This is a genomic window from Neoroseomonas rubea, assembly GCF_016106015.1.
Lineage (GTDB): Bacteria > Pseudomonadota > Alphaproteobacteria > Acetobacterales > Acetobacteraceae > Neoroseomonas > Neoroseomonas rubea.
Genome location: NZ_JACADQ010000011.1, coordinates 19591 through 44998, shown reverse-complemented (window position 1 = coordinate 44998; position 25408 = coordinate 19591). Strand labels below are relative to the sequence as shown.

At 71.8% G+C, this 25408-nt stretch carries 27 protein-coding genes; 17 read left to right on the top strand and 10 right to left on the bottom strand.

Annotated features, from left to right (window positions below):
* Nucleotides 1-135: 135 nt before the first annotated feature.
* Nucleotides 136-1614 carry a leucyl aminopeptidase gene (locus tag HW577_RS02910; RefSeq protein WP_198374559.1) on the bottom strand — a complete coding sequence of 493 codons (1479 nt, stop codon included), beginning with the start codon at nt 1612-1614 and terminating at the stop codon, nt 136-138.
* 115 nt (nt 1615-1729) lie between these two features.
* On the opposite strand from HW577_RS02910, the gene cysQ reads away from it, so the two are divergent.
* Nucleotides 1730-2497, top strand: a complete 768-nt coding sequence (gene cysQ, locus HW577_RS02905; protein ID WP_198374558.1) for a 3'(2'),5'-bisphosphate nucleotidase CysQ — start codon at nt 1730-1732, stop codon at nt 2495-2497.
* A complete protein-coding gene (locus tag HW577_RS02900; RefSeq protein WP_198374557.1) occupies nt 2494-3465 on the top strand; it encodes an L-threonylcarbamoyladenylate synthase in 972 nt (323 codons plus the stop codon). Before cysQ ends, HW577_RS02900 begins: the two co-directional genes overlap by 4 nt.
* 127 nt (nt 3466-3592) lie before the next feature.
* Here the strand turns inward: HW577_RS02900 and HW577_RS02895 are convergent, their stop codons facing one another.
* Nucleotides 3593-4555, bottom strand: coding sequence for an alpha/beta hydrolase (locus HW577_RS02895; RefSeq protein ID WP_198374556.1), 963 nt, complete (start codon nt 4553-4555; stop codon nt 3593-3595).
* A gap of 107 nt (nt 4556-4662) precedes the next feature.
* On the opposite strand from HW577_RS02895, the gene HW577_RS02890 reads away from it, so the two are divergent.
* Complete coding sequence (locus HW577_RS02890; protein WP_198374555.1) at nt 4663-5652, top strand: Bug family tripartite tricarboxylate transporter substrate binding protein; 990 nt, start codon at nt 4663-4665, stop codon at nt 5650-5652.
* A gap of 6 nt (nt 5653-5658) precedes the next feature.
* Here the strand turns inward: HW577_RS02890 and HW577_RS02885 are convergent, their stop codons facing one another.
* The 6 genes from HW577_RS02885 to HW577_RS02865 form a co-directional block, all read right to left on the bottom strand.
* Nucleotides 5659-6711, bottom strand: coding sequence for an alpha/beta fold hydrolase (locus HW577_RS02885; RefSeq protein WP_198374554.1), 1053 nt, complete (start codon nt 6709-6711; stop codon nt 5659-5661).
* A gap of 84 nt (nt 6712-6795) precedes the next feature.
* Complete coding sequence (locus tag HW577_RS02880) at nt 6796-8139, bottom strand: RtcB family protein (protein ID WP_198374553.1); 1344 nt, start codon at nt 8137-8139, stop codon at nt 6796-6798.
* 434 nt (nt 8140-8573) lie between these two features.
* Entirely contained in the window at nt 8574-9314 is a 741-nt protein-coding gene (gene fabG, locus HW577_RS02875; protein ID WP_198374552.1) for a 3-oxoacyl-[acyl-carrier-protein] reductase, read from the bottom strand.
* A gap of 14 nt (nt 9315-9328) precedes the next feature.
* A complete protein-coding gene (locus HW577_RS26410) occupies nt 9329-9757 on the bottom strand; it encodes a GNAT family N-acetyltransferase (RefSeq protein WP_332837371.1) in 429 nt (142 codons plus the stop codon).
* Nucleotides 9754-10713, bottom strand: a complete 960-nt coding sequence (fabD, locus tag HW577_RS26405; RefSeq protein ID WP_232474640.1) for an ACP S-malonyltransferase — start codon at nt 10711-10713, stop codon at nt 9754-9756. Before fabD ends, HW577_RS26410 begins: the two co-directional genes overlap by 4 nt.
* Nucleotides 10714-10781: 68 nt before the next feature.
* Nucleotides 10782-11420: a TetR/AcrR family transcriptional regulator gene (locus HW577_RS02865; protein WP_198374550.1), complete on the bottom strand. Its 639-nt coding sequence runs from the start codon at nt 11418-11420 to the stop codon at nt 10782-10784.
* 141 nt (nt 11421-11561) lie between these two features.
* On the opposite strand from HW577_RS02865, the gene HW577_RS02860 reads away from it, so the two are divergent.
* Nucleotides 11562-11834: a hypothetical protein gene (locus HW577_RS02860; RefSeq protein ID WP_198374549.1), complete on the top strand. Its 273-nt coding sequence runs from the start codon at nt 11562-11564 to the stop codon at nt 11832-11834.
* Here HW577_RS02860 and HW577_RS02855 read toward each other — a convergent pair.
* Nucleotides 11827-12801 carry a Bug family tripartite tricarboxylate transporter substrate binding protein gene (locus HW577_RS02855; protein WP_198374548.1) on the bottom strand — a complete coding sequence of 325 codons (975 nt, stop codon included), beginning with the start codon at nt 12799-12801 and terminating at the stop codon, nt 11827-11829. The genes HW577_RS02860 and HW577_RS02855 overlap by 8 nt on opposite strands.
* A 130-nt stretch (nt 12802-12931) precedes the next feature.
* Here HW577_RS02855 and HW577_RS02850 point away from each other — a divergent pair, with 130 nt between their 5' ends.
* From HW577_RS02850 to HW577_RS02790, 13 genes are all read left to right on the top strand, one after another.
* Nucleotides 12932-13387, top strand: a complete 456-nt coding sequence (locus HW577_RS02850) for a hypothetical protein (RefSeq protein ID WP_232474639.1) — start codon at nt 12932-12934, stop codon at nt 13385-13387.
* Nucleotides 13388-13636: 249 nt separating this feature from the next.
* Nucleotides 13637-14110, top strand: coding sequence for a 30S ribosomal protein S6 (gene rpsF, locus HW577_RS02845; RefSeq protein WP_198374546.1), 474 nt, complete (start codon nt 13637-13639; stop codon nt 14108-14110).
* 6 nt (nt 14111-14116) lie between these two features.
* Nucleotides 14117-14395, top strand: a complete 279-nt coding sequence (rpsR, locus tag HW577_RS02840; RefSeq protein WP_198374545.1) for a 30S ribosomal protein S18 — start codon at nt 14117-14119, stop codon at nt 14393-14395.
* A gap of 19 nt (nt 14396-14414) precedes the next feature.
* Entirely contained in the window at nt 14415-15320 is a 906-nt protein-coding gene (locus HW577_RS02835) for a DUF2232 domain-containing protein (protein ID WP_198374544.1), read from the top strand.
* The gene (gene rplI, locus HW577_RS02830) at nt 15317-15886 is read left to right on the top strand and encodes a 50S ribosomal protein L9 (protein ID WP_198374543.1); all 570 of its coding nucleotides are present in this window, start codon (nt 15317-15319) and stop codon (nt 15884-15886) included. Before HW577_RS02835 ends, rplI begins: the two co-directional genes overlap by 4 nt.
* Nucleotides 15887-15981: 95 nt before the next feature.
* Nucleotides 15982-17187 carry an SAM-dependent methyltransferase gene (locus tag HW577_RS02825; protein ID WP_198374542.1) on the top strand — a complete coding sequence of 402 codons (1206 nt, stop codon included), beginning with the start codon at nt 15982-15984 and terminating at the stop codon, nt 17185-17187.
* Between the two features lie 92 nt (nt 17188-17279).
* Entirely contained in the window at nt 17280-18791 is a 1512-nt protein-coding gene (locus tag HW577_RS02820; protein ID WP_198374541.1) for a replicative DNA helicase, read from the top strand.
* Entirely contained in the window at nt 18769-19878 is a 1110-nt protein-coding gene (alr, locus tag HW577_RS02815) for an alanine racemase (RefSeq protein WP_198374540.1), read from the top strand. Before HW577_RS02820 ends, alr begins: the two co-directional genes overlap by 23 nt.
* 4 nt (nt 19879-19882) lie before the next feature.
* A complete protein-coding gene (locus HW577_RS02810) occupies nt 19883-20668 on the top strand; it encodes an MlaE family ABC transporter permease (RefSeq protein ID WP_198374539.1) in 786 nt (261 codons plus the stop codon).
* Nucleotides 20665-21441 (top strand): ABC transporter ATP-binding protein, encoded by a 777-nt coding sequence (locus HW577_RS02805; protein ID WP_198374538.1) that lies wholly within the window; start codon nt 20665-20667, stop codon nt 21439-21441. The genes HW577_RS02810 and HW577_RS02805 overlap by 4 nt, the downstream gene beginning before the upstream one ends.
* Before the next feature lie 232 nt (nt 21442-21673).
* Nucleotides 21674-21868 carry a hypothetical protein gene (locus tag HW577_RS02800; protein ID WP_198374537.1) on the top strand — a complete coding sequence of 65 codons (195 nt, stop codon included), beginning with the start codon at nt 21674-21676 and terminating at the stop codon, nt 21866-21868.
* Nucleotides 21865-23256 (top strand): amidase, encoded by a 1392-nt coding sequence (locus tag HW577_RS02795; RefSeq protein WP_198374536.1) that lies wholly within the window; start codon nt 21865-21867, stop codon nt 23254-23256. Before HW577_RS02800 ends, HW577_RS02795 begins: the two co-directional genes overlap by 4 nt.
* A gap of 82 nt (nt 23257-23338) precedes the next feature.
* On the top strand, nt 23339-24223 hold the full coding sequence (locus HW577_RS02790; protein ID WP_198374535.1) for a TauD/TfdA dioxygenase family protein: 885 nt from the start codon (nt 23339-23341) through the stop codon (nt 24221-24223).
* Nucleotides 24224-24232: 9 nt separating this feature from the next.
* Here HW577_RS02790 and HW577_RS02785 read toward each other — a convergent pair whose 3' ends face one another.
* Nucleotides 24233-25198 (bottom strand): Bug family tripartite tricarboxylate transporter substrate binding protein, encoded by a 966-nt coding sequence (locus HW577_RS02785; RefSeq protein ID WP_198374534.1) that lies wholly within the window; start codon nt 25196-25198, stop codon nt 24233-24235.
* Nucleotides 25199-25408: the final 210 nt, after the last annotated feature.

Genomic DNA, 25408 nt, shown 5'->3' with positions numbered 1-25408 from the left:
CGCGGCATCGAAGCGCGCCGCGCGCACGGCATCGGCCAGCGCGGCCGGCGGCGCCTGGTCCTGCGCCAGCGGCAGGATGACGGGCCGCCCCGCCCCCGGCGCGCCGCGACGGAAGCGGAGGGCGATCACGCGGCGCTAGCCCTCGTAGTGTTCGGCAACCAGCCGGTCGAGCATCCGCACGCCATAGGCCGTGGCCCCCTTCGGCACGGTCGGGGCGTCCTTGCTGCTCCAGGCCGTGCCGGCGATGTCCAGATGCGCCCAGGGCTTGCCCTGCACGAAACGCTGGATGAACTGCGCCGCCGTGATGGACCCGCCCGGCCGGCCGCCGACATTCTTCATGTCCGCGATGTCGGACTTGATCTGCTTGTCATAGGCATCGCCGAGCGGCATGCGCCAGCAAGGCTCGCCCACCGCGCGGCCGGCGGCCTCGATGCGCTGCGCCAGCGTGTCGTCATTCGCGAACAGCCCCGCATGCTCGTGGCCGAGGGCGATGATGATCGCGCCCGTCAGCGTGGCGAGGTCGATCATGAAGCGCGGGTCGAACTTCTCGATGCAGTAGTGGATGACGTCGGCGAGGACGAGGCGCCCTTCCGCGTCGGTGTTGATCACCTCCACCGTCTGGCCCGAGGCGGTCTTGACCACATCGCCCGGCCGCTGCGCGGTGCCGGAGGGCATGTTCTCGACCAGCCCCACGATCCCGATCACGTCCGCCTTCGCCTTGCGCCCGGCAAGGGCGGCCATCAGCCCGATGACGGTGCCGGCGCCGGCCATGTCCCACTTCATGTCCTCCATGCCGCCCGCGGGCTTGATGGAGATGCCCCCCGTATCGAAGGTGACGCCCTTGCCGATGAAGGCGAGCGGGCGGCCGGCGGGCTTCTTGCCCTTCGGCGCGCCCATCCACTTCATCACCACCATGCGCGGTTCGTTGGCGCTGCCCTGCGCCACGCCGAGCAGCGCGCCGAAGCCCAGGCGCTTCATCTCCCGCGGGCCGAGCACCTCGACCTCGACGCCGAGCTTGGTCAGCGCCTTGCAGCGTTCAGCGCATTCGGCAGGGGTCAGCACATTGGGCGGTTCGGAGACGAGGTCGCGGGTGAGGAACACGCCATCGGCGATCGCCTGCAGCGGGGCGTAGGCGGCCTTGGCCTTGGCGGGTTCGGCGACACCCATCGCCACGCGCTCGAGCTTCGGCTTGTCCTCCTCCTTCTCCGTCGTGCGGTAGCGGTCGAAGCGGTAGGATTTCAGCGCGATGCCGAAGGCGACCCCGGCGGCCTGCGCGGCCGTCAGGCCATCGGCGGCGACGGTCGCCTCGCGCTCCTGCGCCATGGCGCCGGCGATGGTGCCGCCGGTGGCCTCGAGCCCGGCTTCCGCGATCTCGTTCTGCTTGCCGAGGCCGATCGCGACCACCTTGGAGACGCCGCCGCCTGGCGCCCAGAGCGTCGTGGACTGGCCCTTGCGCCCCTTGAACTTCGCCGCTTCCAGGCCGCGCGCGATGGCCCCGTTCGCGGCCTTGTCCGCCTGCTCGGCCAGGCCGGCGAGCGGCGCCTCCTCGGCCAGCAGCAGCACGAGGGCCCCGGCGCGCGGCAGGGCAGGCTTCACGAAGGCGATGTCGGGCATGGGAACTCCGCGGGCGAGGACTCGGATGATCGATGCGTGACATTAGGGGCGGGGGCGGCGCACGGCCAGGGTGGCGGGGCTTGCCGAGGCGGCGCCGGGCGGCCACACCCGGTCCATGGACGATGATGCCCTGCTCGCCCTCGCCCGACGGCTGGCCGCCGAGGCCGCCGCCGCGATCGCCGCGGTGCGCGCCGCCGGCTTCGCGGTGGAGCGCAAATCCGACCACAGCCCCGTCACCGAGGCCGACCGCATCGCCGAAGCGCTGATCGTCGAGGGGCTGCGCGCCGCCGCCCCGCATATTCCCGTCATCGCGGAGGAGGAGATCGAGGCCGGCACCGCGCCGACCGATCCCGGCCGCCGCTTCTGGCTGGTGGACCCGCTGGACGGCACGCGCGAATTCGCGGCGGGCCGCGACAACTTCGCCGTCAATGTCGGGCTGGTGGCGGATGGGCGGCCGGTGCTCGGCGCCGTCGCGCTGCCCGCCACCGGCGAGATGTTCTGGGGCCGCATCGGCGCCGGCGCCTTCAAGCGCGATCGCGACGGGACGGAACGCGCCATCGCCGCACGCCGCACGCCCGCCGAGGGGCTGACCGTGATGGGCAGCCACCACTACCAGGACGACCCGCGCATGGGCCGCTTCCTGCAAGGCCGCCAGGTCGCGCGCATCGTCAACATCGGCTCTGCGGAGAAATTCTGCCGCGTCGCGGAAGGCACGGCGGATCTCTATCCGCGCTTCGGCCGTACCATGGAATGGGACACGGCCGCGCCACATGCGGTGGTGGAAGCGGCGGGCGGGACGATCCGGCTGCTCGAGGACGGCGGCGCGCTCACCTACGGCAAGCGCGGCTGGGCGAACCCGGGCTTCGTCTGCGAGGGCGCATGACGCTGCGCCTGGGGCCGGCGGAGGTCGCGCGCGCGGCGGCGCTGCTGCGCGCGGGCGAGCTCGTCGCCTTCCCGACCGAGACGGTCTACGGCCTCGGTGCCGATGCGCGGAACGGGCGCGCGGTGGCCGCCGTGTTCGAGGCGAAGGGAAGGCCGCATTTCAACCCGCTGATCTGCCATTTCGCGGAGGCCAACGCTGCCTTCGCCGAGGCCCTGCCGGATGAGCGCGCGCGCCTGCTCGCCGCGCGATTCTGGCCGGGGCCGCTGACGATGGTGCTGCCGCGCCGGGCGGAATGCCGGATCGACCTGCTCGCCGGCGCGGGGCTCGACACGATCGCGGTGCGCGTGCCGGCGCATCCGCTGGCCCTCGCCCTGATCCGCGCGGCGGACATGCCGGTCGCGGGGCCTTCGGCGAACCGCTCGGGCCAGGTGAGTCCGACGACGGCGGAACATGTGCTCGATGGTCTCAGCGGGCGCATCGCGGCGGTGCTGGATGGCGGGCCGTGTGCGGTGGGGGTGGAAAGCACGGTGCTCGACCTCGCCGCCGGAGGTGCGGCGCTGCTGCGCCCGGGCGGCGTGCCGGTGGAGGAGATCGAGGCGCTGATCGGCCCCGTCGCGCGGCCCATCCCGCTCGCCGCGGCCGAACGCACGCGGTCGCTGCGCAGCCCGGGGATGATGCTGTCGCATTACGCGCCGTCGCTCCCCGTTCGGCTCGATGCGGAGAGCGTCGCGCCGGAGGAGGCGCTGCTTGCCTTCGGCCGGCCGCTGCCGGGGGCGGGCGCGCTGTGGCAGATGTCGGAGACGCGCGACCTGCGCGAGGCGGCGACGCGGCTGTTCGCGGGGCTGCGCTGGCTAGATGCGGAAGGTGCGCGTCTGGGGCTGGTGCGCATCGCGGTGATGCAGGTGCCGATGGACGGGCTGGGGGCGGCGATCAACGACCGTCTGGCGCGGGCGGCGGCGCCGCGGTGATGCGATCCGAGAGGGGCGCCGCCCCTCTCGGGCTCTCCCCGCCAAGGGCCGAAAGGCCCTTGGAACCCTTCGGTTTCCAAAGGCCTTTCGGCCTTTGGCGGGGGTGCGGGGGCAGCGCCCCCGCGTCTCAAGCCCACAAGCCGCGTGCCGCCAGCCAATCCTGCACCAGCCCCGCCACCTGATCGGAATTGCGGTCCATCATGATCATGTGGCTGTTGCCGCGGATGCCGCGCGCGGGCAGGTCCACGACATCGACGTGCCCGGCCGCCGCGCGCACCGCATCGGCAAAGGCGAGCCCCCGCGCGCGGATCGCCGGCCAGCGCGCATCATCCTCGATGTAGTCGCCATAGATCATCAGCACGGGAATGCCCGCGAGCGCCGCGACCTTCTCGGCCAGCCCCGTGCTGGCCGGTTCCAACAGCACCAGCGCGCGCACCCTGCCCGGCCATTCCTGCGCCGCCCGCCAGGCGAAGAATCCGCCCTGGCTGTGCGCCACCACCACCGACGGCCCGACCCGGTCGAGCAGCGCGCCATAGGCTGCGAGCGTCAGCGCATCCGTCGTCGTGAAGCGCGGCACGCAGCCGCTGATGAAGGCGCGCCAGGATGCCATGTCGGCGGGGAATTTCTGGCCCTCGAAGACGCGGCCGTCCTGCGGCGTGCCGGGGCCGATGCGGAAGCGCTCCCAGGGGTTTTCCAGCGTAAGCGTGACGGGCACGCCGCCCGTCTCCTCGGGGATGCGCATCCAGCCGGAGCGGCCGCGCTCCACCGCGTCGCTGACCACGACCTCCCAGCCCTGGCGCAGGAAAAAATGCTGCCAGCCTTCGCGCCCGTCCGGCGTCGTCTCCCAGCAGGCGCCGGTCAGGCCGCCGCCGTGCCAGAGCATGAGCGGGGCGGCACCGCGCTTCGGCGCGGGTTCCATCGCCTGCGCATACATCCCGCCCACCAGGTAGGTGCCGTTCGGGTCGAGCAGCGCGGGCGCGCTGCCGGGGGTGAACAGCACCTCCCGCGGCGGCTGGCCTTCGACGCGCACCTCCCGCCCGCCGACATGGAAGGAGCCCCAGCGGGCGAGGGTGATCGGCGGTCTGTCCATGGCGCGAGGATGGCGGCGGAGGGCGGCGGCCTCAAGCGCGGGCGGGTGACGGCAGCGCGCGGGCGCGGCATGATCACCGCCAAGAACCAGTCTGGGAGCACGTCCTGATGATCCGTCGCCGCACCTTGGCCGCCCTGCCGCTCGCGGGCCTCGCCGCGAACGCCGCCCACGCGCAGCAGGCGCAGGGCGCCTGGCCGAACCGCCCGCTGCGCATGGTCATCCCCTGGCCGCCGGGCCAGCAGACCGACGTCGCCGGGCGGCTCGTCGCGCAGATGCTGTCCGAACGGCTCGGCCAGCCGGTGGTGCCGGACAACCGGCCGGGCGCGGGCGGGCAGATCGGCACCAACATCGTCGCGAAGGGCACGCCGGACGGCTACACGCTGCTGTCGGGCTCGCTCGGGCCGATCACCTTCGGGCCGCTGGTCAGCCGCCCGCCCTATGACGTGGAGCGGGAACTCGCCCCCGTCGCGCTGTTCGGCGCCGCGCCCTTCATGGCGCTGGTGAAGGCGGATTCGCCGGTGCGCGACCTCAAGGGCCTTATCGACATGCTGAAGGCCCGGCCCGGGCACTACACGCACAATTCCTCAGGTGTCGCGGGCGCGCAGCACCTGGTCACCGCGCTGTTCCTGGCGAAGGCCGGGCTCGAGGCGCTGCACGTACCCTTCCAGGGCAGCGGGCCGGCGCTCGCCGCGCTGCTCGGCGGGCAGGTGGATTTCGGCTTCGACACGCCGGCCGCGGCAGGGCGGCTCGTGGCGGCGGGGCAGTTGCGCGCGCTCGGCGTGACCACCGGGAGCCCCTCGCCGCTGGTGCCCGGCGTGCCGCCGATCGCCTCGGCGGGCGGCGGGCTTGCCGACTACCATGTGGATTCCTGGGCCTCGGTGATGGTGCAGGCGGGCACGCCGCGGCCGATCATCGACAGGCTCTACAACGAGATCCGCGCGGGCTTCGGCGCCGGGCCCGAATTGAAGGACCGCTTCGCCAATATCGGCATGGCGGTCGATGAGGTGCATGGGCCGGACGCCTTCATGGCGCGGCTGCGGCGCGACTGGGCAACCTTCCGCCCGGTGATCGAGCAGCTCGGCATCCGCGCCGAATAGGCCACGCTACGGCAGGGCGGCGAGGAAGCGCGCGAGGTCCTCCCGCCAGAAGCGCGCATTGCCGGTGGTGCCGTGGCCGAGCGTCTCGGCGCTCGCCGGGATCAGCAGCAGGCGCGCGTTCGGGACGCGCGCGATGGCGCGTTCCGTCAGGCCGGTCTCGGGCGGGTTGCGCTCGTCGTCGGCGGAGTTGATGGCGAGCACGCGCGCGCGGATGCGATCGAGCCGCGGCTCGGGGTCGTAGTCGCGGCTCGCATCCCATTGCCAGAGGAAGTCGTTCGCGTCGCGCGGCGGCGGCGCGGCGAGGCGCTGGTCCACCAGCCGGTCCGCGGCTTCCCGCGTCGGCGCGATGCGCTGCAGGTTGAGCGTGCCGCCATTGGTGCCGGCGCTGTACATGACGTTGGCGATGCGCAGCGACGGCGGCTGCGCGGTGTAGTTGCCGCCCATATAGGCGGGGTCCTGGCGCACCGTCTCGATCATCAGCCGGCGCATCATCCAGTTGCGCGAGGACATGGCGGTGGGCTGCGACGCCATGGGCACGATCGCGTCCATCATGTCGGGGAAATTCGTGGCCCAACTCCAGGCCATCATGCCGCCCATCGAATTGCCGAGCACGAGGCGCAGCCGGCGGATGCCGAGCCCTTCCGTGACAAGCCGGTGCTGCGCGGCGACCATGTCGTCGTAATTGTAGCGCGGGAAGGCGGCGCGCAGCCCGTCCGACGGCTTCGATGAATTGCCCGTGCCGATCGAATCCGGGATGACGATGAAGAAGCGCGCCGCGTCGAGCGGCTGGCCGGGGCCGAACAACTGCCCGCCGAAATTGGCCCCCAGCATGCCGCCCGCGGTGCCGCCCGTGCCGTGCAGGATCAGCACGGCGGGGTTCGCCGGGTCGCCCAGCGTGACGTAGCCCTGGCGGAGATCCATCGTCTCCCCGGTGTGGAAGCGGAAGCCGGGGGCGGTCCATGTGCCCTCCCGCTGGCCCGGGAAGGCGGCCTGCTGGGCCCCGGCGGGCGTGGCGAGCAGCAGCGGCAGCAGCAGCAACGCGCGGCGGATGAGGCGCATGGACGTTCCCTCCGGTGTCGTTGGCAGCAAGGCTAGACCCGGAGGGGGGCGGGCCGCCACGTCGCCGCGCCGGCCCGCCCCTGGTCAGTCCTTGAAGGGGTCGAATTCCCCCGGCCCCGCCATCGCCACCGCGAAGGGGCGAAGGCGATGGAGGATGCGCACCGTGTCGCCGTGATGCGACAGCACCTCGGGGAGGCGGCGATAGGCCATCGGGCTTTCGTCCAGGTCCCCGCCCGAGACCGTCACGCCGCGCGCGCGCAGCCAGTCGTCCATCTCCGCGCGGGTGAAGCGGCGCAGCGCCTCCCGCCGCCCGAAGACGCGGCCGGCGCCATGGACGGTGGAGTAGAGCGAGACGCGCGAGGCCTCGCTGTCCACCCCTTCGAGGATCACCGCGTCGTCGCCCATGGACCCGCCGACGAAGCCGCGCTGGCCGGGGAACGCCGGCGTCGCGCCCTTGCGCACGACCCAGAGGTCGCGCCCGCCATGGGTCTCCTTCCACGCATAGTTGTGGTGGTTGTGCACGGTCTCGGTGATGGCGCCACCGATGATGGCACGCACGCGCTCCACCACCCATTCGCGGCCGGCATAGGCGTAGCGGCCGGCGAGCTCCATCGCCGCGAGGTAGCGCTGGCCGAGCTCGCTCGTCTCCTCCACCACCGTGGGCGGCACGTGCATCCCGTCCTGCCCGCCGGCGGCCTTCAGGTAGCGCGTGGCGCTGGTGTGCCCCAGGCCGCGGCTGCCGAAATGCACGCCGATCCAGACGAGGCCCTCCTCATCCTCGAACAGGTCCACATAGTGGTTGCCCGAGCCGACCGTGCCGAGCTGCGCGGCGGCCTTCTGGCGGTAGCTTTCCATGCCGGAGGCGCGCCATGCCTCGCCGTCGTCGAACAGCTTGTGCTCGACGCGCTCCTCGTTCGCGCGGCCCACGCCGAAGGAGATGGCGCGGCGGATGTCGCCCAGGATCTGCGCCGCGCGGTCGCGCACCGCCGCGTAGGGAACATCGAGCCGCGCCGCCATGTTGCCGCAGGCGATGTCGAAGCCGACGCCGCTGATGCTGACCTGGCCTTCATAGGCGATGACGCCGCCGACCGGCTGCGCGTAGCCGAGATGGCCATCGGCGCAGAGCGTGCCGGCGACGACGTTGCCCACGCGCATGCAGTTGCGCATCTGCGCGAGCGTGCCGTCCTCATGCCGCCCGAAGACGGCGAACGGCGCGTCGCGATAGGCCGCGGGCTGGTCGCCCAGCACGGCGCCGAGGCGCGCCTGCTCCGCCACCTGGTGCGCGGCGCGCGCCTGGTCGCGGAAGCCGGTCCAGGCCGGCATGGTCTTGCCCGGCTTGGCCGGGTTGGGGACGCGGGCATCGGGATCGACGCCGGCCGCGAGGGCCAGGTCGCGCGCACGCGCCTCCAGCGGATCGGAGGGACGCATCGGATATGCTCCGGTATGTGGTGTCAGTCGGGGAAGGAATGGCGCCCGTGGGCGCCGCGCGTGTCAGGCGAAGGGTCTGGCTTGCCGAGGTCCGTTCAAGCGGGCCGGGCGCAGGGCCGCGACGCGTCCGGGGTTCATCCCGGTCGGTTCGCAGGCGACGGCGCGGGGCGCGTTCGACGGCATGGGTGACACACGATCAGCCGGTGGAAGGAGTTCCATCGGAGGCGCGGCGGATACGCGAAGCCGTTGCGGCGATGCAAGCGGAATCGACGTCACGCGCTGCAAGGCAGGCGGATCGAGGCACAGCCTCGATCCGGGAGCGCGAATGCGCGACCGCGCCCAGACTGCCAGTGGCCGCCGGCGCGCCAGTGCGTGGCGCGAAAGCCAAGCGGCCGGATGGCCGCGCCGGCGATTGAGGCTGAAAAAACCTCTCCTCAGATCATCGCCATCCCGCCATTCACGTGCAGCGTCTGCCCCGTGACCCAGGCCGCCTCGTTGGAGGCGAGGTAGACCACCGCCGCGGCGATGTCTTCCGGCGTGCCCATGCGCTGCGTCGGGATGCGCGTCAGCAGCGCGGTCTTCTGCGCGTCGTTCAGCGCGTCCGTCATCGCCGTCTTCACGAAGCCGGGCGCGACGACGTTCACCGTCACGCCCCGCGTCGCGACTTCCTGCGCGAGCGACTTGCTCATCCCGATCAGCCCCGCCTTGGCGGCGGCGTAGTTCGCCTGCCCCGCATTGCCCGTGACGCCGACGATCGACGCGATCGAGACGATGCGCCCGTGGCGCTTCTTCATCATCCCGCGCAGGGCCGCGCGCGCAAGGCGGAAGGGCGCGGTCAGGTCCACTTCCAGCACCGCGGCCCAGTCGGCATCGCCCATGCGTAGCGCCAGCATGTCGCGCGTGAAGCCGGCATTGTTCACCAGGATGTCGAGCCCGCCGGCCTCGGCCTCGATCTTTTCCACCAGCGCGGCCGGCGCGGCGGGGTCGGACAGGTCGGCGGGTGCCACGATGACACGCACGCCGCCGAGCGCTTCCGCCACGCGGGCGAGTTCCGCCTCCCGCCGCCCGGTGATGGCGACGGTCGCACCCTGCGCGTGCAGCGCGGTGGCGATGGCTTCGCCGATGCCGCCCGTCGCACCCGTGACGAGGGCGGTCTTGCCGGTGAGGTCGAACATGGGGGTTTCTCCTGTCAGGCGCGATCCAGGCGCTTGGCCATGGACCACCGCGTTTCGCCGGGCGGGCAATCCTCGATCGCGCCGGTCACCGAATAGCCGAGGCGCTCGTAGAAGCCGCGCGCCTGGAAGGAATAGGTGTCGAGCCGCGCGCCGATGCAGCCGCGCGCGCGGGCCTCGGCCTCGGCCATCGCCATCAGCCGCGCGCCCAGCCCCTGGCCGCGCGCGACGTCCGGCACCACCAGGTTGTCGACATAGAGCCATGACCAGGAGGTGACGCCGACAAGCCCGCCCTGCACCGCGCCTTCCGCGTCGCGCAGCAGGATGGCGAGCGGCCGGCGTTCCCGCGCGAAGCCCTGCCGCGCGTTGAAGTCGACAAGGCGGTCCAGCACCGCCGCGGTCTCGGCGGGGCTGGGGGCATCGGTCAGGTCGGGCGTGAGGCTCACAGGCCCTTCAGGAATGTCTCGACATCGGCCGGCGTGCCGATGGCCAGCGCCGTCGCCTCCGGCGCGTTGCGCTTCATCAGCCCGGTCAGCACCTTGCCCGCGCCGAGTTCGACGAAGCGGTCGCAGCCCATGGCGGCCATGGCGGCGATGCATTCGCGCCAGCGCACCGTGCCGGTCACCTGCTTCACGAGCAGGTCGCGGATCTCGTCGGGCGCCGTCGCCTTGGCGGCGGTGACATTCGCGACGACGGGCACGGACGGCGCGCGCAGATCGGCCTTGGCCAGCGCCTCGGCCATCGCATCCGCCGCCGGGGCCATCAGCGCGCAATGGAAGGGGGCGGAGACGGGCAGCAGCATGGCGCGCTTCACGCCCTCGGCCTTCGCGATCTCGATCGCGCGCTCGACGGCCGCCTTAGCGCCGGAGATCACGACCTGCCCGCCGCCATTGTCGTTCGCGGCTTCCACGATGTCGGTGTTCCCCGTCTCGGGGTCGGTCGCGGCCTTGGCGCAGATGGCGCGTGCGAGGTCGAGCTCGGCGCCGAGCAGCGCGGCCATGGCGCCGGTGCCCGGCGGCGTCGCCTTCTGCATCGCCTCCCCGCGCAGGCGGAGCAGGCGCGCCGCGGTCGGGATGTCGAAGGCGCCGGCGGCCGTCAGCGCGCTGTATTCCCCGAGCGAATGGCCGGCCACCAGCGCGACGCGCTCGGCAAGGCGGAAGCCGCCCTCGGCTTCCAGCGCGCGCACCACGGCGAGGGAATGGGCCATCAGCGCGGGCTGGGTGTTGGCCGTCAGCGTCAGCTCCTCCTGCGGACCTTCCCACATCAGCTTCGAGAGCTTCTGGGAGAGCGCGTCGTCCACTTCCTGGAAGACGTGGCGCGCGGCGGGGAAGGCATCGGCCAGGTCGCGGCCCATGCCGACGGCCTGGCTGCCCTGGCCGGGGAAGACGAAGGCGAAGGACATGTCTCGGGCGTTTCCGTGTGGATGCGGCGTTTCGGCGCGCGGGGGGATGCGGCGCGTATGCGCCGATGTCAACCGGCCCCGTGCGGCGGCGCGCCGAACGCCGTCAGGACCTGCCGGGTCACGCGGGCGGCGCAGGTCTCGGGCGACTCGCCGAGGAAGATGCCGGGGCGCATGCCCCATTGATGCAGGGCGAAGACGATCTCCCGCACCTCGGCGCGCTCGAGGGGACGGAACTCGCCGGCCGCGATGCCGTCCCGCGCCACGTCCATGACGATATCCCAGAACGGCTCGAGATCCTCGCGATACTGGCGCTCCGTCTCGGCGGGCCAGGTCCAGGACAGACCGGTGATGGCGGCGTAGAGCCGGGGCTCCGCCAGGTCGAGCCTCGCCCAGGTGAGGAGGATTGCGCCGATCCGGTCGGCCGCGCTGCCGGGCGTCGCCGCGGCCGCGCGCGTCGCAGCCAGTTGGTTGCGGTTGTAGCGCTGCGTCACGGCGAAAAGCAGCCCGGACTTGCCCAGGAAATACGCGTTGATCAGCGAGGGGACGACGCCGGCGGCGGCGGCGATCTCGGTGACGCTCGTGGCGTCGAATCCCTTCTCGCGGATCAGGCGCTCCGCGGCATCCATGAGACGGGTCATGGTCTGGCGGCGGCGGGAGGTGTCTTCGTCCCGCGGCGCGGTACGGCGGGGCTTGGGGGGGATGCTCATGGACCTGGACCTCCGGCGAGACTCCCATAGCGTATTCATTGAATGAATTCAATTTAAAGTTACTGGCGATATTTCATAGAATCTTTTCAATGAAATTCGCCGACCGCGGCAATCCCGCTGCGCCGGGCGGAGACACCCCCGATGACCGACCCTTTTTCCGAAGCCCAGCCGGCGGACGACCTCCGCCTCGGCATCGCCTTCTGCATCTCGCTCGCGGAGGAGATCCGCACGGTCGCGACGCAGGACGACACGCAGGGCACCGGCCTCGTCTGGCTCGTCGCGAAGCTCACGGCCGACCGGCCGAACCTTCGGCTGACCGAGGTGACCCGGCAGATCTGCAATGCCTTCCTCACCCCGGGCGCGCAGGCCGTCTGGGACCATGCGCGCGGCGAGGATGCGGGCCGCGTCAGGTGAGCTGGATGCCCGCTTCCTGCACCACCCGCTTCCAGCGGGCGAGCTCGGTCGAGATGGTCCGGCCGAGTTCCTCCGGCGTGCTGGCATCGATGGTGAAGCCTGCGGCGGTGAGGCGCTGCGTCACCTCCGGCTGGCGGAGTGCCGCCGTGATCGTCTCATGCAGCCGGGCGATCGCCGGTGCTGGCGTGCCGGCCGGCGCGAGGAAGGCGGACCAGGAGGCGGAGACGACCTGCGGGAAGCCGGCCTCCTCCATCGTCGGGATGTCGGGCAGCGCGTCGAAGCGGCGCGGCAGGCAGATGGCGATGCCGCGCAGCGCGCCGGAGGCCACATGCGGGCGGACCGTCGCGGCGTTCAGGATGCTCGCCTGGCACTGGCCCTGGATCATGGCGGTGACGGCCGGCGCCCCGCCGGGGAAGGGCACATGCGTCGCGGTCGTGCCGGTCGCGCGCAGGAACAGTTCCATGCCGAGCTGCTCGGTCGACCCCACCCCGCCCGACGAATAGTTCACCCGGCCATTCTCCCGCTTCAGCCAGTCGATCGTCTCGGCGACCGTCCGGGCGGGGACATCCTTATGGACCACCAGCATGTTCGGGACCGTCATGGCGAGGGTGACGGGCGAAAAATCCTTCTCGGGGTCGTAGCCCGGGCGCTGCATCACGGCCGGGTTGATCGTCATGGTGCCGGAGGCGGCGACGATCAGCGTATGCCCGTCCGCCGGCTGGGCGGCCACGTGCCGGGCGGCGATCGCCCCGGTGGCACCCGGCCGGTTCTCCACCACCACCGTCTGGCCCAGCGCCTGCTGGAGGTGCGGCGCGACGAGGCGGGCGACGATGTCGTTCGGGCCGCCGGCGGCGAAGGGCACGACGAGGGTGACGGTGCGCGAGGGCGACCAAGTCCCTTGCGCGCCGGCGACCCGCGGCAGCGCCAGCGCGGCAAGCGGAAGGGACAGGGCGGAGCGGCGGTTCATGGCAGGCCTCTGCGACGGATTACGGGTGGAGTTCAGCATGAAGCCGGAACCGGCGCATCAGGGCGGGGCGGTTGCGGCCGCGCGACATGGCATGGGCCGGCCGATCGATACTGTATCCAGGGAAAGATTCATGGTCTGGTTCGCGAGCGGACTGTTCGTCGCAAGGGAGGGATCCATGACGGCGCAGCATTGTCGGGTGATACTGGCGCTCGGTCTTTTGCTTTCCGGCTGCGCCGGCGGGCCAGGCGACGGGTCGGCACCCGCCGCGCAGGCTGCCGCGCCCAGCAACTTCGATGGCACCTGGCGCGGCTCGGGCCGCCTGAACCCGGGTAGTTCCTTCAATTGCGGCGCTCCCGAACTCACCCGCACCATGGAAGTGCGCGGCGGGACCGCGCGGCTCGATTACGAGATCCGCACGAACACGGTCTTCTCCGGCACGGTGGGGGCGGACGGCACGCTGCAAATGCAGAGCGGCAACAGGACGTTCCGTGGCCGCTTCGCCGGCGACAGCTTCACGGGGCAGTACATTCATCCAACCTGTCCGCGCGAATGGAGTATGCAGCGCGTCGCGGCAGCGCCGCGCTGAGTTCACCCGCGGCAACGCCGCGCTGAAGGCACCCGCCGCAACGCCGCGGTAGATCCCGAACCGGCGGCGCAGCGGTGAAGCGCCACCCGGTCGGACCGCGTTGCACCCGCCCGAGCCATGGCCCTTGCGCCGCACCCCGCCGCGTGCTTTACGCCGCCCTCCCCTGCCGGGCGCGAGGCAAGCGCCCGGCTATGCCCGTTTGCGCGCCCCGTCCCGGGGCCAGGGCTGAGCCAGCCATAGGGAGATCACATGCCGCTCTACGAATGCGTGTTCATCGCGCGCAACGACGTCACCCAGCAGCAGGTCGAGGCAATCGCCGAGCAGGTCGCGACCCTCATCGCCGAAGGCGGTGGCGAGGTGAAGAAGCGCGAGTACTGGGGCCTGCGCGGCCTCGCCTACAAGATCAAGAAGAACCGCAAGGGGCACTACATGCTCCTCGGCATCGAGGCGCCCGGCACCGCGCTGCCCGAGGTCGAGCGCCAGCTCGGCCTGAACGAGGACGTGCTGCGCACCCTGACCGTCCGCGTCGAGGCGATCGACGAGGCGCCGTCCGCCGTGCTGGCGAAGCGCGCCGACGACCGTGACCGCGACCGCGGCTTCCGCGGCCCGCGCCCGGCCGGCCGCTTCGGGTCCGGCCGCGGCCGTGAACGTGGCGACGACCGCGAGGAATTCCGCGCCCGTCCGCGCGACGATATGGATGGCCCCGGCGGGATCGAGGAGTAAGCCAGCATGTCCGACAGCACCGACCTGACGCCCGCCGCCCGCCGCCCCGCCGTGGGCGCACGCCGCCCCTTCTACCGGCGCAAGAAGTCCTGCCCCTTCTCCGGGCCGCAGGCGCCGAAGATCGACTACAAGGATGTCCGCCTTCTCTCCCGCTTCCTGTCGGAGCGCGGGAAGATCGTGCCGTCCCGCATCACGGCCGTGTCCGGCAAGAAGCAGCGCGAACTGGCCCAGGCCATCAAGCGCGCCCGCTTCCTGGCGCTGCTGCCCTACGTCATCAACGACTGAGGACCGCGGGGCGGCGGCGATGCAGGGCGTGTTCGGCAATCCGCGATGGCTCGCGGCGATGGCGGGGGGCCTCATGGCCGCCGTGCTGTCGCTGTGGGCGATGCGCGGCCTGCCGCTCGGCTTCGCCGCCTTTTGGCTGACGCCGCTGCCGCTGTTCGCCGCCGGCCTGGGCTTCGGCCCCGGGGCGGTGGCGGGGGCGGCGGGGATTGCCGCGGTGATCCATGCCGCCGTCGCGGGCAGCCTGCCCATGCTGGTCTTCCTGGCCGCCTTCGCGGTGCCGACGGTGCTGATCGTCGTCACCGGCTTCCGCGGCGGGCGGATCGAGCCCGGGCTGCCGCTCGCGATCCTCGGCCTCTGGCCGGCGGTCGTCATCCTTGGCGCGGCCGTGGGCTTCTCCGGCGCGCCGGGCGGGCTCGACGGCGTGCTGCGGCAGGCGGTCGCGCAGGGCGTGCAGCGCATGGGCGGCAACGCCTCGGCGCTGCCGGTCGGCGACCTCGCGCGCGTCATGGCCGCGGCGATGGGCTTCTGGGCGGCGGTCTCGCTCTCGGTCAACGGCTCGGCGGCGCAATCCGCGCTGACGCGCTGGGGCCTCGCCCTGGCGCCGACGCCGCGATGGAGCGAGGTGCGCCTTCCCGGCTGGTACCCGCCGCTGACGGGCGCGGCCGCGCTCGCCTGGCTGCTGGTGGGCGGGGAAGGCGACGCGGTGTCGCTCTCGATCCTGCTGGTGCTGCTCCTGCCGGTCTTCCTGCAGGGCATCGCCGCGGTGCATCGCCGTTCGGCCGGCCGCCCGGGCCGCGCCTTCATGCTCGGCGTGTTCTACACCGGGCTTGTCATCCTCAGCGTGCCGGCCGCGATCGCGGTGACGGCCTTCGGTTTCTACGAGCAATGGGGGCGGCGCACGAGCCCGCCCGGAGGCACGACATGATCGAACTCATCCTGATGCAGCGCGTCGACAAGCTCGGCCAGATGGGCGACCTGGTGAAGGTGCGCCCGGGCTATGCGCGCAACCACCTGATCCCCTCGGGCAAGGCGATCCGCGCGAGCAAGGACAACCTCGCGCGCTTCGAACGCGAGCGGGCGCAGCTCGAGGCGCAGAACATCAAGCGCCGCGAGGAAGCCGAGCGCGTCGGCGAGCGCGTCGCCGGCCTGACCGTGACCATCATCCGCCAGGCGGGCGAGAGCGGCAGCCTCTACGGCTCCGTCTCCTCCCGCGACATCGCGGAAGCCTGCTCGGCGGCCGGCCTGACCGTCGCACGCGACCAGGTGCTGCTGGGCACGGCGATCAAGACGGTCGGCGTGTCCACGGTGAGCGTGGCGCTGCACCCGGAGGTCGCCATCCCGGTGCGCGTGAACGTCGCCCGGTCGCCCGAGGAAGCCGAGAAGCAGGCCCGCGGCGAGCGCGTGGAAGCCGAGGCGGAAGCCGAGGAGGCGAGCCTCGAGGCCGAACTCGCCGCCGAACTCGCCGCCGGCCAGGCCGACGCGGATCGCTGATCCGGATGGGGAATGACCCGCCCAGCGCGGGACATTCCCCTTCCCTTCTACATACGTGATTTGCGATGCTTTCCCGGCAGGACCGGGAGGCTCGCATGCTCCTCGACCGCGCCTTCGGGCGGCTGATCCGCCACGGCACGCTCACCGTCCGGTATCCGGACGGGCAGACGCGCATCTTCGGCAGCGGCGAACCCCGCGCCGGAATGCACATCGCCACGCGCCGCGCGCTCCGTGGCCTCACCTTCAATCCGGCCCTGGCCCTCGGCGAGGGATACATGGCGGACGAGATCCGGCCCGAAGGCTGCGGGCTCTTCGCCCTGCTCGACCTTCTCGTGCACAACATGATGGCCGGCGGAACCCATCCGGCCGAACGCCTGATGGAATGGGTGCGCCTGCTGCGCCGCCGGATCGACCAGCTGAACCCGGCCGGTCGCGCGCGGCGCAACGTGGCGCACCACTACGACCTGAACGGGCGGCTCTACGCCCTGTTTCTCGACCGGGACCGGCAGTATTCCTGCGCCTACTTCCCGACCGGGCGGGAGAGCCTGGAGGAGGCGCAGGCCGCCAAGAAGCGCCACGTCGCGGCGAAGCTGCTGCTCGACCGGCCGGGGCTCGAGGTGCTCGACATCGGCTGCGGCTGGGGCGGGCTCGCGCTCACGCTGGCGCGCGACCACGGGGCGCGCGTCACCGGCATCACCCTGTCCGAAGAGCAGCTCGCCGTCGCGCGCCAGCGGGCGGAGGAAGCGGGCCTCGCCGACCGCGTGACCTTCGAGCTGATGGACTACCGCGCCTGGACGCGGCCGATGGACCGCGTGGTCTCCATCGGCATGTTCGAGCATGTCGGCATCGACCATTACCGCCGCTTCTTCGCGACCATCCGCGGCGCGCTGCGGGAGGACGGGGTCGCGCTGGTCCATGCCATCGGTCGCTCCGACGGGCCGGGCAGCACCAACCCGTGGCTCGCGAAGTACATCTTCCCCGGCGGCTATTCGCCGGCGCTGTCGGAGGTGCTGCCGGCGATCGAGAAGGCCGGGCTGTGGCTGACGGACCTCGAGGTGCTGCGCCAGCACTACGCCGAGACGATCACCCATTGGCGCGCGCGCTTCGCCGGCAACCGGGACGCGATCGCGGCACTGACGGATGAACGCTTCTGCCGCATGTTCGAATTCTACCTGGCCGGCGCGGAGCTCTCGTTCCGCCACATGGGCCACATGGTCTGGCAGGCGCAGCTGGCGCGGCGGCAGGATGCGGTGCCGCTGACGCGGGACTACATGCACCGGGCGGCGCACGCGGCGGCCTGACGGCACGGCCGGGGGCGCCGGTCCCGCGCCATCCCCCTTATCCACCCGATCCACAGGGGGCGTGACTCGCGCGGGCGGGCTATGGTGCCTCCATGAACGACATCGATCCCGCGGGCGGGTCCATCCTCGGCCTCTCGCAACGCCTGCCGCCATCGAACCTGGCGGCGGAACAGGCGCTGCTCGGCGCGCTGCTGGCCAACAACAAGGCCTATGAGCGCGTCTCGGAATTCCTCGCCCCCGAGCATTTCGCCGACCCGATCCATGGCCGCATCTTCCAGGCGATCCAGCGGCGCGTCGAAGCGGGGCAGCTTGCCGATGTCGTCACGCTGCGCGCGGAATTCGAGCATTCCGGCCTGCTCGAGGAAGTGGGCGGGCCTGCCTATCTCGCGCAGCTGCTCTCGGCCATGGTCGGCATCATCAATGCCGGCGAATACGGCCGCGTCATCCACGATGCCTGGCTGCGGCGGCAGCTGATCGACCTCGGCGAGGTGGTGGTCAACCGCGCCTTCGGCGCCGATGCCGAACTCGATGCCGGGCAGCAGGTGGAAGCGGCCGAACAGGCGCTGTTCGACCTTTCGAAGGATGGCGTCGCGGGCGAAGGCGGCCCCATCACCTTCGACCGCGCGCTGACCATCGCGGTCGAGCACGCCGCGCGCGCCTTCTCGACGCCGGGCGGCGTCTCGGGTCTCTCGACAGGCCTGCGCGACCTCGATGCCAAGATGGGCGGGCTGCATCCGTCCGACCTGCTGATCGTCGCGGGGCGGCCGGGCATGGGCAAGACCGCGCTCGCCACCAAGATCGGCTTCGGGGCGGCGAAATCCATCCTGCGGGAGGCGCGGGAGAAGGACCCGAACGCCGTCCCGCGCGGCGGCGTGGCGATCTTCTCGCTGGAAATGAGCGCCGACCAGCTGGCGACGCGACTGCTGTCGGAGGAAGCGCGCATCTCCGGCGACCGCATCCGCCGCGGCGAGATCGGCCAGCGCGACTTCGACCGCTTCGTGGAAGTCAGCCGCGAGATGGCCGCGGTGCCGATCTTCATCGACGACACGCCGGCCATCACCATCTCCGCGCTGCGGACGCGCTGCCGGCGGCTGAAGCGCACGCGCGGGCTCAACCTCGTCATCGTCGACTACCTGCAGCTGATGCGCCCGGCGGCCGGCACGCGGCCCGAGAACCGCGTGCTTGAAATCTCGATGATCACCCAGGGGCTGAAGGCGATCGCGAAGGAATTGTCGGTGCCCGTCATCGCGCTGTCCCAGCTCTCGCGCGCGGTCGAAAGCCGGGAGGACAAGCGGCCGCAGCTGTCGGACCTGCGTGAATCGGGCTCGATCGAGCAGGACGCGGACGTCGTCATGTTCGTCTATCGCGACGACTACTACCTGATGCAGCGCGCGCCCAAGGAACTGGCATTCGACAACCCCGACAAGTTCCACGAGGCGGTCGACAAGTGGCAGAAGGACATGGAGATGGCGCACAACAAGGCGGAGCTGATCGTCGCCAAGCAGCGCCACGGACCAACCGGCACCATCAAGCTGTTCTTCGAAGCCGAGTTCACCCGCTTCGGCGACCTCGACACGGTGCATGACGAGCACCAGCGTGGCTGACGCGCCGCTGTACGGGCAGCCCCTGCTGACGGTCGACCTCGGTGCGATCGTCGCGAACTGGCGCGACCTTGCCGCCCGCGGCGCGCCCGGCGCGGTCGCCGGCGTGGTGAAGGCGGATGCCTACGGCCTCGGCGTCGGGGCCGTGGCGCCGGCGCTGCGCGTGGCGGGGTGCCGGCATTTCTTCGTCGCCTGCCTGACGGAAGGGCTCGCGCTGCGCGCCATCCTCGGCCCCGGGCCGATGATCGCGGTGCTGGAAGGCTTCCCGCCCGGGGCGGATGGCGACGCGGCGCTGGTGCCGGTGCTCAATTCGCTGGCCGAGGTCGCGGCGCAGGCGGCGGCGGGGCGCGCGGCCGGCGTGGCGCGGCGGGCAATCCTGCACATCGACACGGGGATGGCCCGGCTCGGGCTCGATGCGGGGGAACTGGCGCGGCTGTCGGCCGACCATGGGATGCTGGCAGGGCTCGACCTGCTCTATGTGATGACGCATCTCGCCTGCGCCGATGAGCCGGAGCATCCGCTCAACGCCACGCAGGCTGCGCGGTTCGCGGCCGCCTGCGCGGGGCTGCCGGCCTGCCGGCGGTCGCTTGCCAATTCCTCGGGCATGTTCCTCGGCGCCGGCTTCGCCTCCGACCTCGCGCGGCCGGGCTGCGCGCTCTATGGCGTGAACCCGACGCCCGGCGCGCCGAACCCGATGCGGCAGGTGGTGCGGCTCGCCGCCCCCGTGCTCCAGGTGCGGGAGATCGCGGCCGGGGAGAGCGTCGGCTACGGCGCCTCCTGGACCGCGTCGCGTCCTTCCAGGATCGCGACGGTTGCGGCGGGCTACGCGGATGGCTACCTGAGAAGCCTCTCGGGCCGTGCCATGGCGGATTTCCGCGGCCGGCCCATCCCCCTCGTGGCACGGGTGTCCATGGACCTGACGACCTTCGACGTGACCGACCATCCGGACATCGTCCCTGGGCAACACCTGACGCTGATCGGCGGCGAAGGCTGCGCGCCGGACGAGGTGGCGGCGCAGGCGGGCACCATCGGCTACGAGATCCTGACCTCCCTCGGCGCGCGCTACGCCCGCGACTACGTGCAGGGCTGAGCGGTTGGACCTGCTGCTGAACCCCGTCGCGGCAATCGGGCGCGCCGTGCTGGGCGCCTGCCGGACGGTCGGCGCCGTCGCGCTGTTCGCGCTCGAGGGCGTCTCCCACCTGCTGCGGCCGCCCTTCTACGGGCGGCTCTTCCTGCGGCACCTGGCCGAGATCGCGTATTTCTCGCTGCCCGTCGTCGCGCTGACCGCGGTCTTCACCGGCATGGTGCTCGCGCTGCAATCCTATACCGGCTTCGCGCGCTTCAACGCGGAAGGGGCGGTCGCGAACGTGGTGGTGCTGTCCATCACGCGTGAACTCGGCCCCGTCCTGGCGGGGCTGATGGTGGCGGGGCGCATCGGCGCGGCCTTCGCGGCCGAGATCGGCACCATGCGCGTGACCGACCAGATCGATGCGCTGACGACGCTGTCCACCAACCCGATGAAGTACCTGGTGGCACCCCGGCTGCTCGCCGGCGTCGTCGCCCTGCCCTTCCTCGTGGTGGTCGCAGACATCCTCGGCGTGATGGGCGGGTGGCTCATCGGCACGACGAAGCTCGGCTTCGGCTCAGCCGGCTACCTGAAGGCGACGTTCGATTTCCTGGAAGTGATGGACGTGGTCTCGGGGCTCGTGAAGGCCGCGGTGTTCGGCTTCGTCATCACGCTGATGGGCTGCTGGTGCGGCTACCAGTCCAAGGGCGGCGCGCAGGGCGTGGGTGCGGCGACGACCACCGCGGTGGTCTCGGCCTCCATCCTCATCCTCGCCCTCGACTACGTGCTGACCGAGATGTTCTTCGCCCGATGACCGCGCAGCGCCCGAAGATCCGCCTGCGCGGCCTGTCGAAGGCCTTTGGCGAGAAGAAGGTGCTGGACGGCGTCGACCTCGACATCCGCGCCGGGCACGGCATGGTCATCCTGGGCGGGTCGGGCTCCGGCAAGTCGGTGACGATCAAGTGCATCCTCGGCCTGATCACGCCGGACGCCGGCAGCATCGAGGTCGATGGCCAGGACGTGCTCGCCATGTCGCGGCGGGAGAGGGAGGCGCTGGCCGACCGCATCGGCATGCTGTTCCAGAACGGCGCGCTGTTCGACAGCCTGCCGGTCTGGGAGAACGTATGCTTCAAGCTGCTGGCGCAGAAGCGCATCACGCGCGCCAAGGCGCGCGACAAGGCGGCGGAGGTGCTCGCACAGGTAGGGCTCGCTGCTTCGGTGGGCGATCTCTCGCCGGCGGAACTCTCGGGCGGGATGCAGAAGCGCGTTGGCCTGGCGCGCGCCATCGCGGCGGAGCCCGACATCATCTTCTTCGACGAGCCCACCACGGGACTCGACCCCATCATGGGCGCGGTGATCGATGGGCTGATCGTGGATGTGGTGAAGCGGCTGGGCGCGACGGCGGTCAGCATCACGCATGACATGGCGAGCGCGCGGCGCATCGGCGACGACGCGGCCATGCTGCACAAGGGACGCATCGTCTGGACCGGGCCCGCGGCAACGCTAGGCGAGACGGGCAACGCCATGGTGGACCAGTTCGCGCGCGGGGACCGCGAGGGACCCATCCAGATGGAGTTGCGGCGGTAGACGAGGGGGCGCCGCCCCCTCGCGCTCCCCCGCCAAAGGCCGAAAGGCCTTTGGGAACCAATACTTCGGCCGGTGGCGCGGTATTGGTGTCCAGAGGCCTTTCGGCCTCTGGCGGGGAGGGTCCGGGAGGGGCGGCGCCCCTCCCGGTTCACGGCTTGACCCACGCGCCGACACGCGCATCCTGCCCCCGGGAGAACGACGCCACGCGGCCACCGCCAGCCGGAGCCGCCGCATGCCCGTCCCCGACCCCGAGACCGAATTCGACATCGCCCTCGCCCGCGCGGGCCTGACGCTGCCGCCCGACCGGCGCGCGCCGATGTTCGAGGCCTTCCTCGCCTGGCGCACGCTGCGCGCCGCACTCGACGAGCCCATCCCACCCACCACGGAACCCGCCTTCGGCCTGATCCAGCCGGGGGCGCGGCGATGAGCGCGCATGTCCCTTCGCTGGCCGAGGCCTCACGCGGCATCGCGGACGGCACGCTCTCGCCCGTCGCGCTGACGGAACAGGCGCTCGCGCGCATCGCGGCACTCGAGCCGCGGCTGAACGCCTTCATCGAGGTGACGGCCCCGCGCGCGCGCGCCGCGGCGGCGCAGGCCGAGGCGGAGATCAAGGCCGGGAAGCGCCGCGGCCCGCTGCACGGCATCCCCTATGCGCTGAAGGACATCTACGACGCGGCGGGGCTGCGCACGACCTGCCATTCCCGCCAGATGCTGCAGAACATGGCGAGCGAGGACGCCGAGACGACCGCGCGGCTGGAAGCGGCGGGGATGGTGCTCCTGGGGAAACTCTCCACGCATGAATTCGCCCGCGGCGGGCCGACCGATGCCCTGCCCTTCCCCAACGCGAAGAATCCCTGGGACGTGGCGCGCTTCGCGGGCGGCTCCTCCTCCGGGTCCGGCGCGGCGGTCGCCGCGGGCATGGTCGCGATGGCGATGGGCAGCGACACGGGCGGGTCGATCCGGCTTCCGGCCTCCTATTGCGGCATCGTGGGGCTGAAGGCGACCTATGGGCGGATCAGCCGGCGCGGGGTGTTTCCGCTCTCCTTCACCCTCGACCATGCCGGGCCGCTGACGCGCACGGTCGAGGATTGCGCCATGGCGATGCAGGTGCTGGCGGGGCATGACCCGCTCGACCCGGGCTCGGCCGATACGCCGGTGCCGGACTATGTCGCCGCGCTCGGCGAGGGCATCGCCGGCCTGACCATCGGCCGCGCGCGGGACTTCGACATCGAATCCGGCGTGGATGCGGAGACGATGGCCGCCCTCGACGCCGCGGTGGAGGTGCTGCGCCGCCTCGGCGCGACGGTGGTGGACGTGACGTTGCCCGCGCGGATGCGCACGGACGCGGTGACGCAGGCGATCCTGCTGGCGGAGGGCTTCGCCATCCACGCCCCCTGGCTGCGGGAGAAGCCGGACCTGTATGGCCGCGTGACGCGCGAACGCCTGATGATGGGCGCGTTCGTCTCCGGCGCGGAATATGTCCAGGCGCAGCGCCTGCGCCGCGTGCTGACGGCGGAGGTCGATGCGGTGCTTGCCGGCTGCGACGCCATCCTGTGCGCCGGCACGACCTCGGCCGCGCCGCTGCTGAGCGAGGTGGATGAGGGCCCCTTCCGGAAATCCCACCCCATCACATCGCCCTTCAACGCGACCGGCCATCCGGCGATCGTCCTGCCCTGCGGGCTCGCGGCGAACGGCATGCCGCTCTCGCTCTCCTTCGTCGGCGGGTCGTTCGAGGAGGCGATGCTGCTGCGCATCTCCCACGCCTATGAGATGGCGGCGGGCTGGCGGGACATCCGGCCGCCGCTGGAGGCTTGACCCGCCCGGCCGGCCGGCGCGACGCTTTCGTCCGCGAAGCCCGGCCGCCGCGGCGGACCGGGCCGACAGGAAGGACGTCCCCATGCCGCTCACGCTCCGGCCTCTGCATCCCCTCTTCGTCGCCGAGGCGACGGGCGTCGACCTCCGCGCGCCGATCGCAGCGGAGACCGCCGCCGAGATCCACCGCGCCATGGACCGCTACGCGGTGCTCGTCTTCCCTGGCCAGGCGATCGACGACGACCAGCAGATGGCGTTCGGCCGCGCGCTCGGCACGCTGGAGCCCACGCGCGCGGTGGTCGACGCGCACAGGCATCGCCTGAAGCACCAGGAGATGAACGACATCTCCAACCTCGACACCGATGGGAAACTGCTCGCCGCGGATGACCGGCGGCGGATGTTCAACCTCGGCAACCGGCTGTGGCACAGCGATTCGTCGTTCAAGGCGACGCCGGCGCTCTATTCCATGCTGCATGCGCGCGTCGTGCCGCCGGAAGGGGGGGAGACGGAATTCGCCGACATGCGTGCGGCCTGGGACGCGCTGCCGGACCGCACCAAGGCGAAGGTGAAGGACCTGGTGTGCTGGCATTCGCTGATCTATTCGCGCGCCCAGCTCGGTTTCGATGCGTATACGGAGGAGGAGAAGAAGGCCTTCGCCCCCGTGCCGCAGCGGCTGGTGCGCCGGCATCCGGGCTCGGGGCGCGTGTCGCTGTATCTGTCGTCCCATATCGGGCGCGTGGAAGGCATGCCGGTGCCGGAGGGGATGTGCATGATCCGCGACCTGGTCGAGCACGCGACGCAACGGGAGTTCGTCTATCGCCATCCCTGGAAGCAGCATGACCTGGTGATGTGGGACAATCGCTGCACGCTGCACCGCGCGCGGCCCTTCGAGGACAACACCTACCCCCGCGACCTGCGCCGCGTGACGCTGCAGGACGCGGCGCCGACGCTGGAGCAGGCAGCCGCGTGAGGGTGGCGGCTACTCCACCCTGATCCCGGCTTCGCGCGCGATCACCGCGTTCTCGGCGAGTTCGCGGCGGATGCGCGCGTCGAAGGCCTGCGGGCCCTCGGCGAGGATCACCCCGCCCGCATCGACGATGCGGCGCGCGATGGCCACGTCCCGCAGCAGGCCGAGCACGTCGTTGGACACGCGATCCACGATCGGCTGCGGCAGTCCCTTCGGGCCAAGGAAGCCATACCACGGGCTGGTGTCCGGGATGCCCATGCCGAGTTCGTCGAGCGTCGGCACGCCGGGCAGCACCTCCGCCCGCTGCGGACCGCCGATGGCGAGCGCGCGGAGATTGCCGTCCCGCGCCAGCCCGATCGCGCCCGAGAGCGTGCTGAAGGTCGCCGCGACGCGCCCCGCGACCACTTCCTGCAGCGCCGGCGCTGCGCCGCGGAAGGCGACGATGGTGGCCTCGATGCCGACCTTGCGGCGGAACATCTCGGTGGCGAAGTGGCCGGAGGAGCCGTTGCCGGAGGTGCCGAAGGTCATGCCCGGTTCCCGCTTCGCCGCGGCGACCAGGTCCTGCGCGCTGCGGATCGGGCTGTTGCGCCCGACAAACAGCACGGTCGGCGAGGCGTAGAGGTTCACGATGGGCGTGAAGTCGCCGAGCGTGTCGTAGGGCAGGCGCGCATAGACCGCGGCGTTGCTCGCATGGGTGCTGGCGGCGAGGAACAGTGTGTAGCCGTCGGGCGCGCTGCGCGCGACGGCCTCGGAGGCGATGATCTGGCTCGCGCCCGCGCGGTTCTCGATGACGAGCGGCTGGCCCCAGAGACGCCCGAGCGGGTCCTGCAGCAGCCGCCCGCCGAAGTCGGTCGGGCCGCCGGCGGGATAGCCGATGATGAGGCGGACGGGCTTCTCGGGCCATGTGCCCTGGGCGCGGGCGGCGGCGGCGAAGGCGAGGCCACCCGAAGCGAGCATGAGGGTCCGGCGCGTCGTCATGATTGGTCCTCCCTTGTCCGCACGGTCCTGGCGCCGCGCTTCTGGATAGGAAGGCTAGAGCAATACCCAACCAGCCGGAAACGGCCGATCGGATGTGCCGTTCCAGAAAGCCTTGATTCCACGGCACGAAATCCGATCACACGGACTGAGCGCAATCGGGCGGCCCTGCGGATCGGGCGCCGCGTCGGGCCCGTCGCGCGCCGCGGCCGC

Coding starts and splice junctions, on each gene's coding strand:
- fabG (WP_198374552.1), bottom strand. CDS start 9,314: ATGTTCGACCTCACCGGCAAGACCGCCCTCGTCACGGGTGCGACGGGC.
- rplI (WP_198374543.1), top strand. CDS start 15,317: ATGATCGAACTCATCCTGATGCAGCGCGTCGACAAGCTCGGCCAGATG.
- HW577_RS02890 (WP_198374555.1), top strand. CDS start 4,663: ATGATCCGTCGCCGCACCTTGGCCGCCCTGCCGCTCGCGGGCCTCGCC.
- HW577_RS02850 (WP_232474639.1), top strand. CDS start 12,932: ATGGTCTGGTTCGCGAGCGGACTGTTCGTCGCAAGGGAGGGATCCATG.
- HW577_RS02885 (WP_198374554.1), bottom strand. CDS start 6,711: ATGCGCCTCATCCGCCGCGCGTTGCTGCTGCTGCCGCTGCTGCTCGCC.
- HW577_RS02865 (WP_198374550.1), bottom strand. CDS start 11,420: ATGAGCATCCCCCCCAAGCCCCGCCGTACCGCGCCGCGGGACGAAGAC.
- HW577_RS02835 (WP_198374544.1), top strand. CDS start 14,415: ATGCAGGGCGTGTTCGGCAATCCGCGATGGCTCGCGGCGATGGCGGGG.
- HW577_RS02795 (WP_198374536.1), top strand. CDS start 21,865: ATGAGCGCGCATGTCCCTTCGCTGGCCGAGGCCTCACGCGGCATCGCG.
- HW577_RS02900 (WP_198374557.1), top strand. CDS start 2,494: ATGACGCTGCGCCTGGGGCCGGCGGAGGTCGCGCGCGCGGCGGCGCTG.
- HW577_RS02800 (WP_198374537.1), top strand. CDS start 21,674: ATGCCCGTCCCCGACCCCGAGACCGAATTCGACATCGCCCTCGCCCGC.
- HW577_RS02860 (WP_198374549.1), top strand. CDS start 11,562: ATGACCGACCCTTTTTCCGAAGCCCAGCCGGCGGACGACCTCCGCCTC.
- fabD (WP_232474640.1), bottom strand. CDS start 10,713: ATGTCCTTCGCCTTCGTCTTCCCCGGCCAGGGCAGCCAGGCCGTCGGC.
- alr (WP_198374540.1), top strand. CDS start 18,769: ATGACGAGCACCAGCGTGGCTGACGCGCCGCTGTACGGGCAGCCCCTG.
- HW577_RS02880 (WP_198374553.1), bottom strand. CDS start 8,139: ATGCGTCCCTCCGATCCGCTGGAGGCGCGTGCGCGCGACCTGGCCCTC.
- HW577_RS02855 (WP_198374548.1), bottom strand. CDS start 12,801: ATGAACCGCCGCTCCGCCCTGTCCCTTCCGCTTGCCGCGCTGGCGCTG.
- HW577_RS02785 (WP_198374534.1), bottom strand. CDS start 25,198: ATGACGACGCGCCGGACCCTCATGCTCGCTTCGGGTGGCCTCGCCTTC.
- HW577_RS02895 (WP_198374556.1), bottom strand. CDS start 4,555: ATGGACAGACCGCCGATCACCCTCGCCCGCTGGGGCTCCTTCCATGTC.
- HW577_RS02820 (WP_198374541.1), top strand. CDS start 17,280: ATGAACGACATCGATCCCGCGGGCGGGTCCATCCTCGGCCTCTCGCAA.
- rpsF (WP_198374546.1), top strand. CDS start 13,637: ATGCCGCTCTACGAATGCGTGTTCATCGCGCGCAACGACGTCACCCAG.
- HW577_RS02805 (WP_198374538.1), top strand. CDS start 20,665: ATGACCGCGCAGCGCCCGAAGATCCGCCTGCGCGGCCTGTCGAAGGCC.
- rpsR (WP_198374545.1), top strand. CDS start 14,117: ATGTCCGACAGCACCGACCTGACGCCCGCCGCCCGCCGCCCCGCCGTG.
- HW577_RS02790 (WP_198374535.1), top strand. CDS start 23,339: ATGCCGCTCACGCTCCGGCCTCTGCATCCCCTCTTCGTCGCCGAGGCG.
- cysQ (WP_198374558.1), top strand. CDS start 1,730: ATGGACGATGATGCCCTGCTCGCCCTCGCCCGACGGCTGGCCGCCGAG.
- HW577_RS02910 (WP_198374559.1), bottom strand. CDS start 1,614: ATGCCCGACATCGCCTTCGTGAAGCCTGCCCTGCCGCGCGCCGGGGCC.
- HW577_RS02825 (WP_198374542.1), top strand. CDS start 15,982: ATGCTCCTCGACCGCGCCTTCGGGCGGCTGATCCGCCACGGCACGCTC.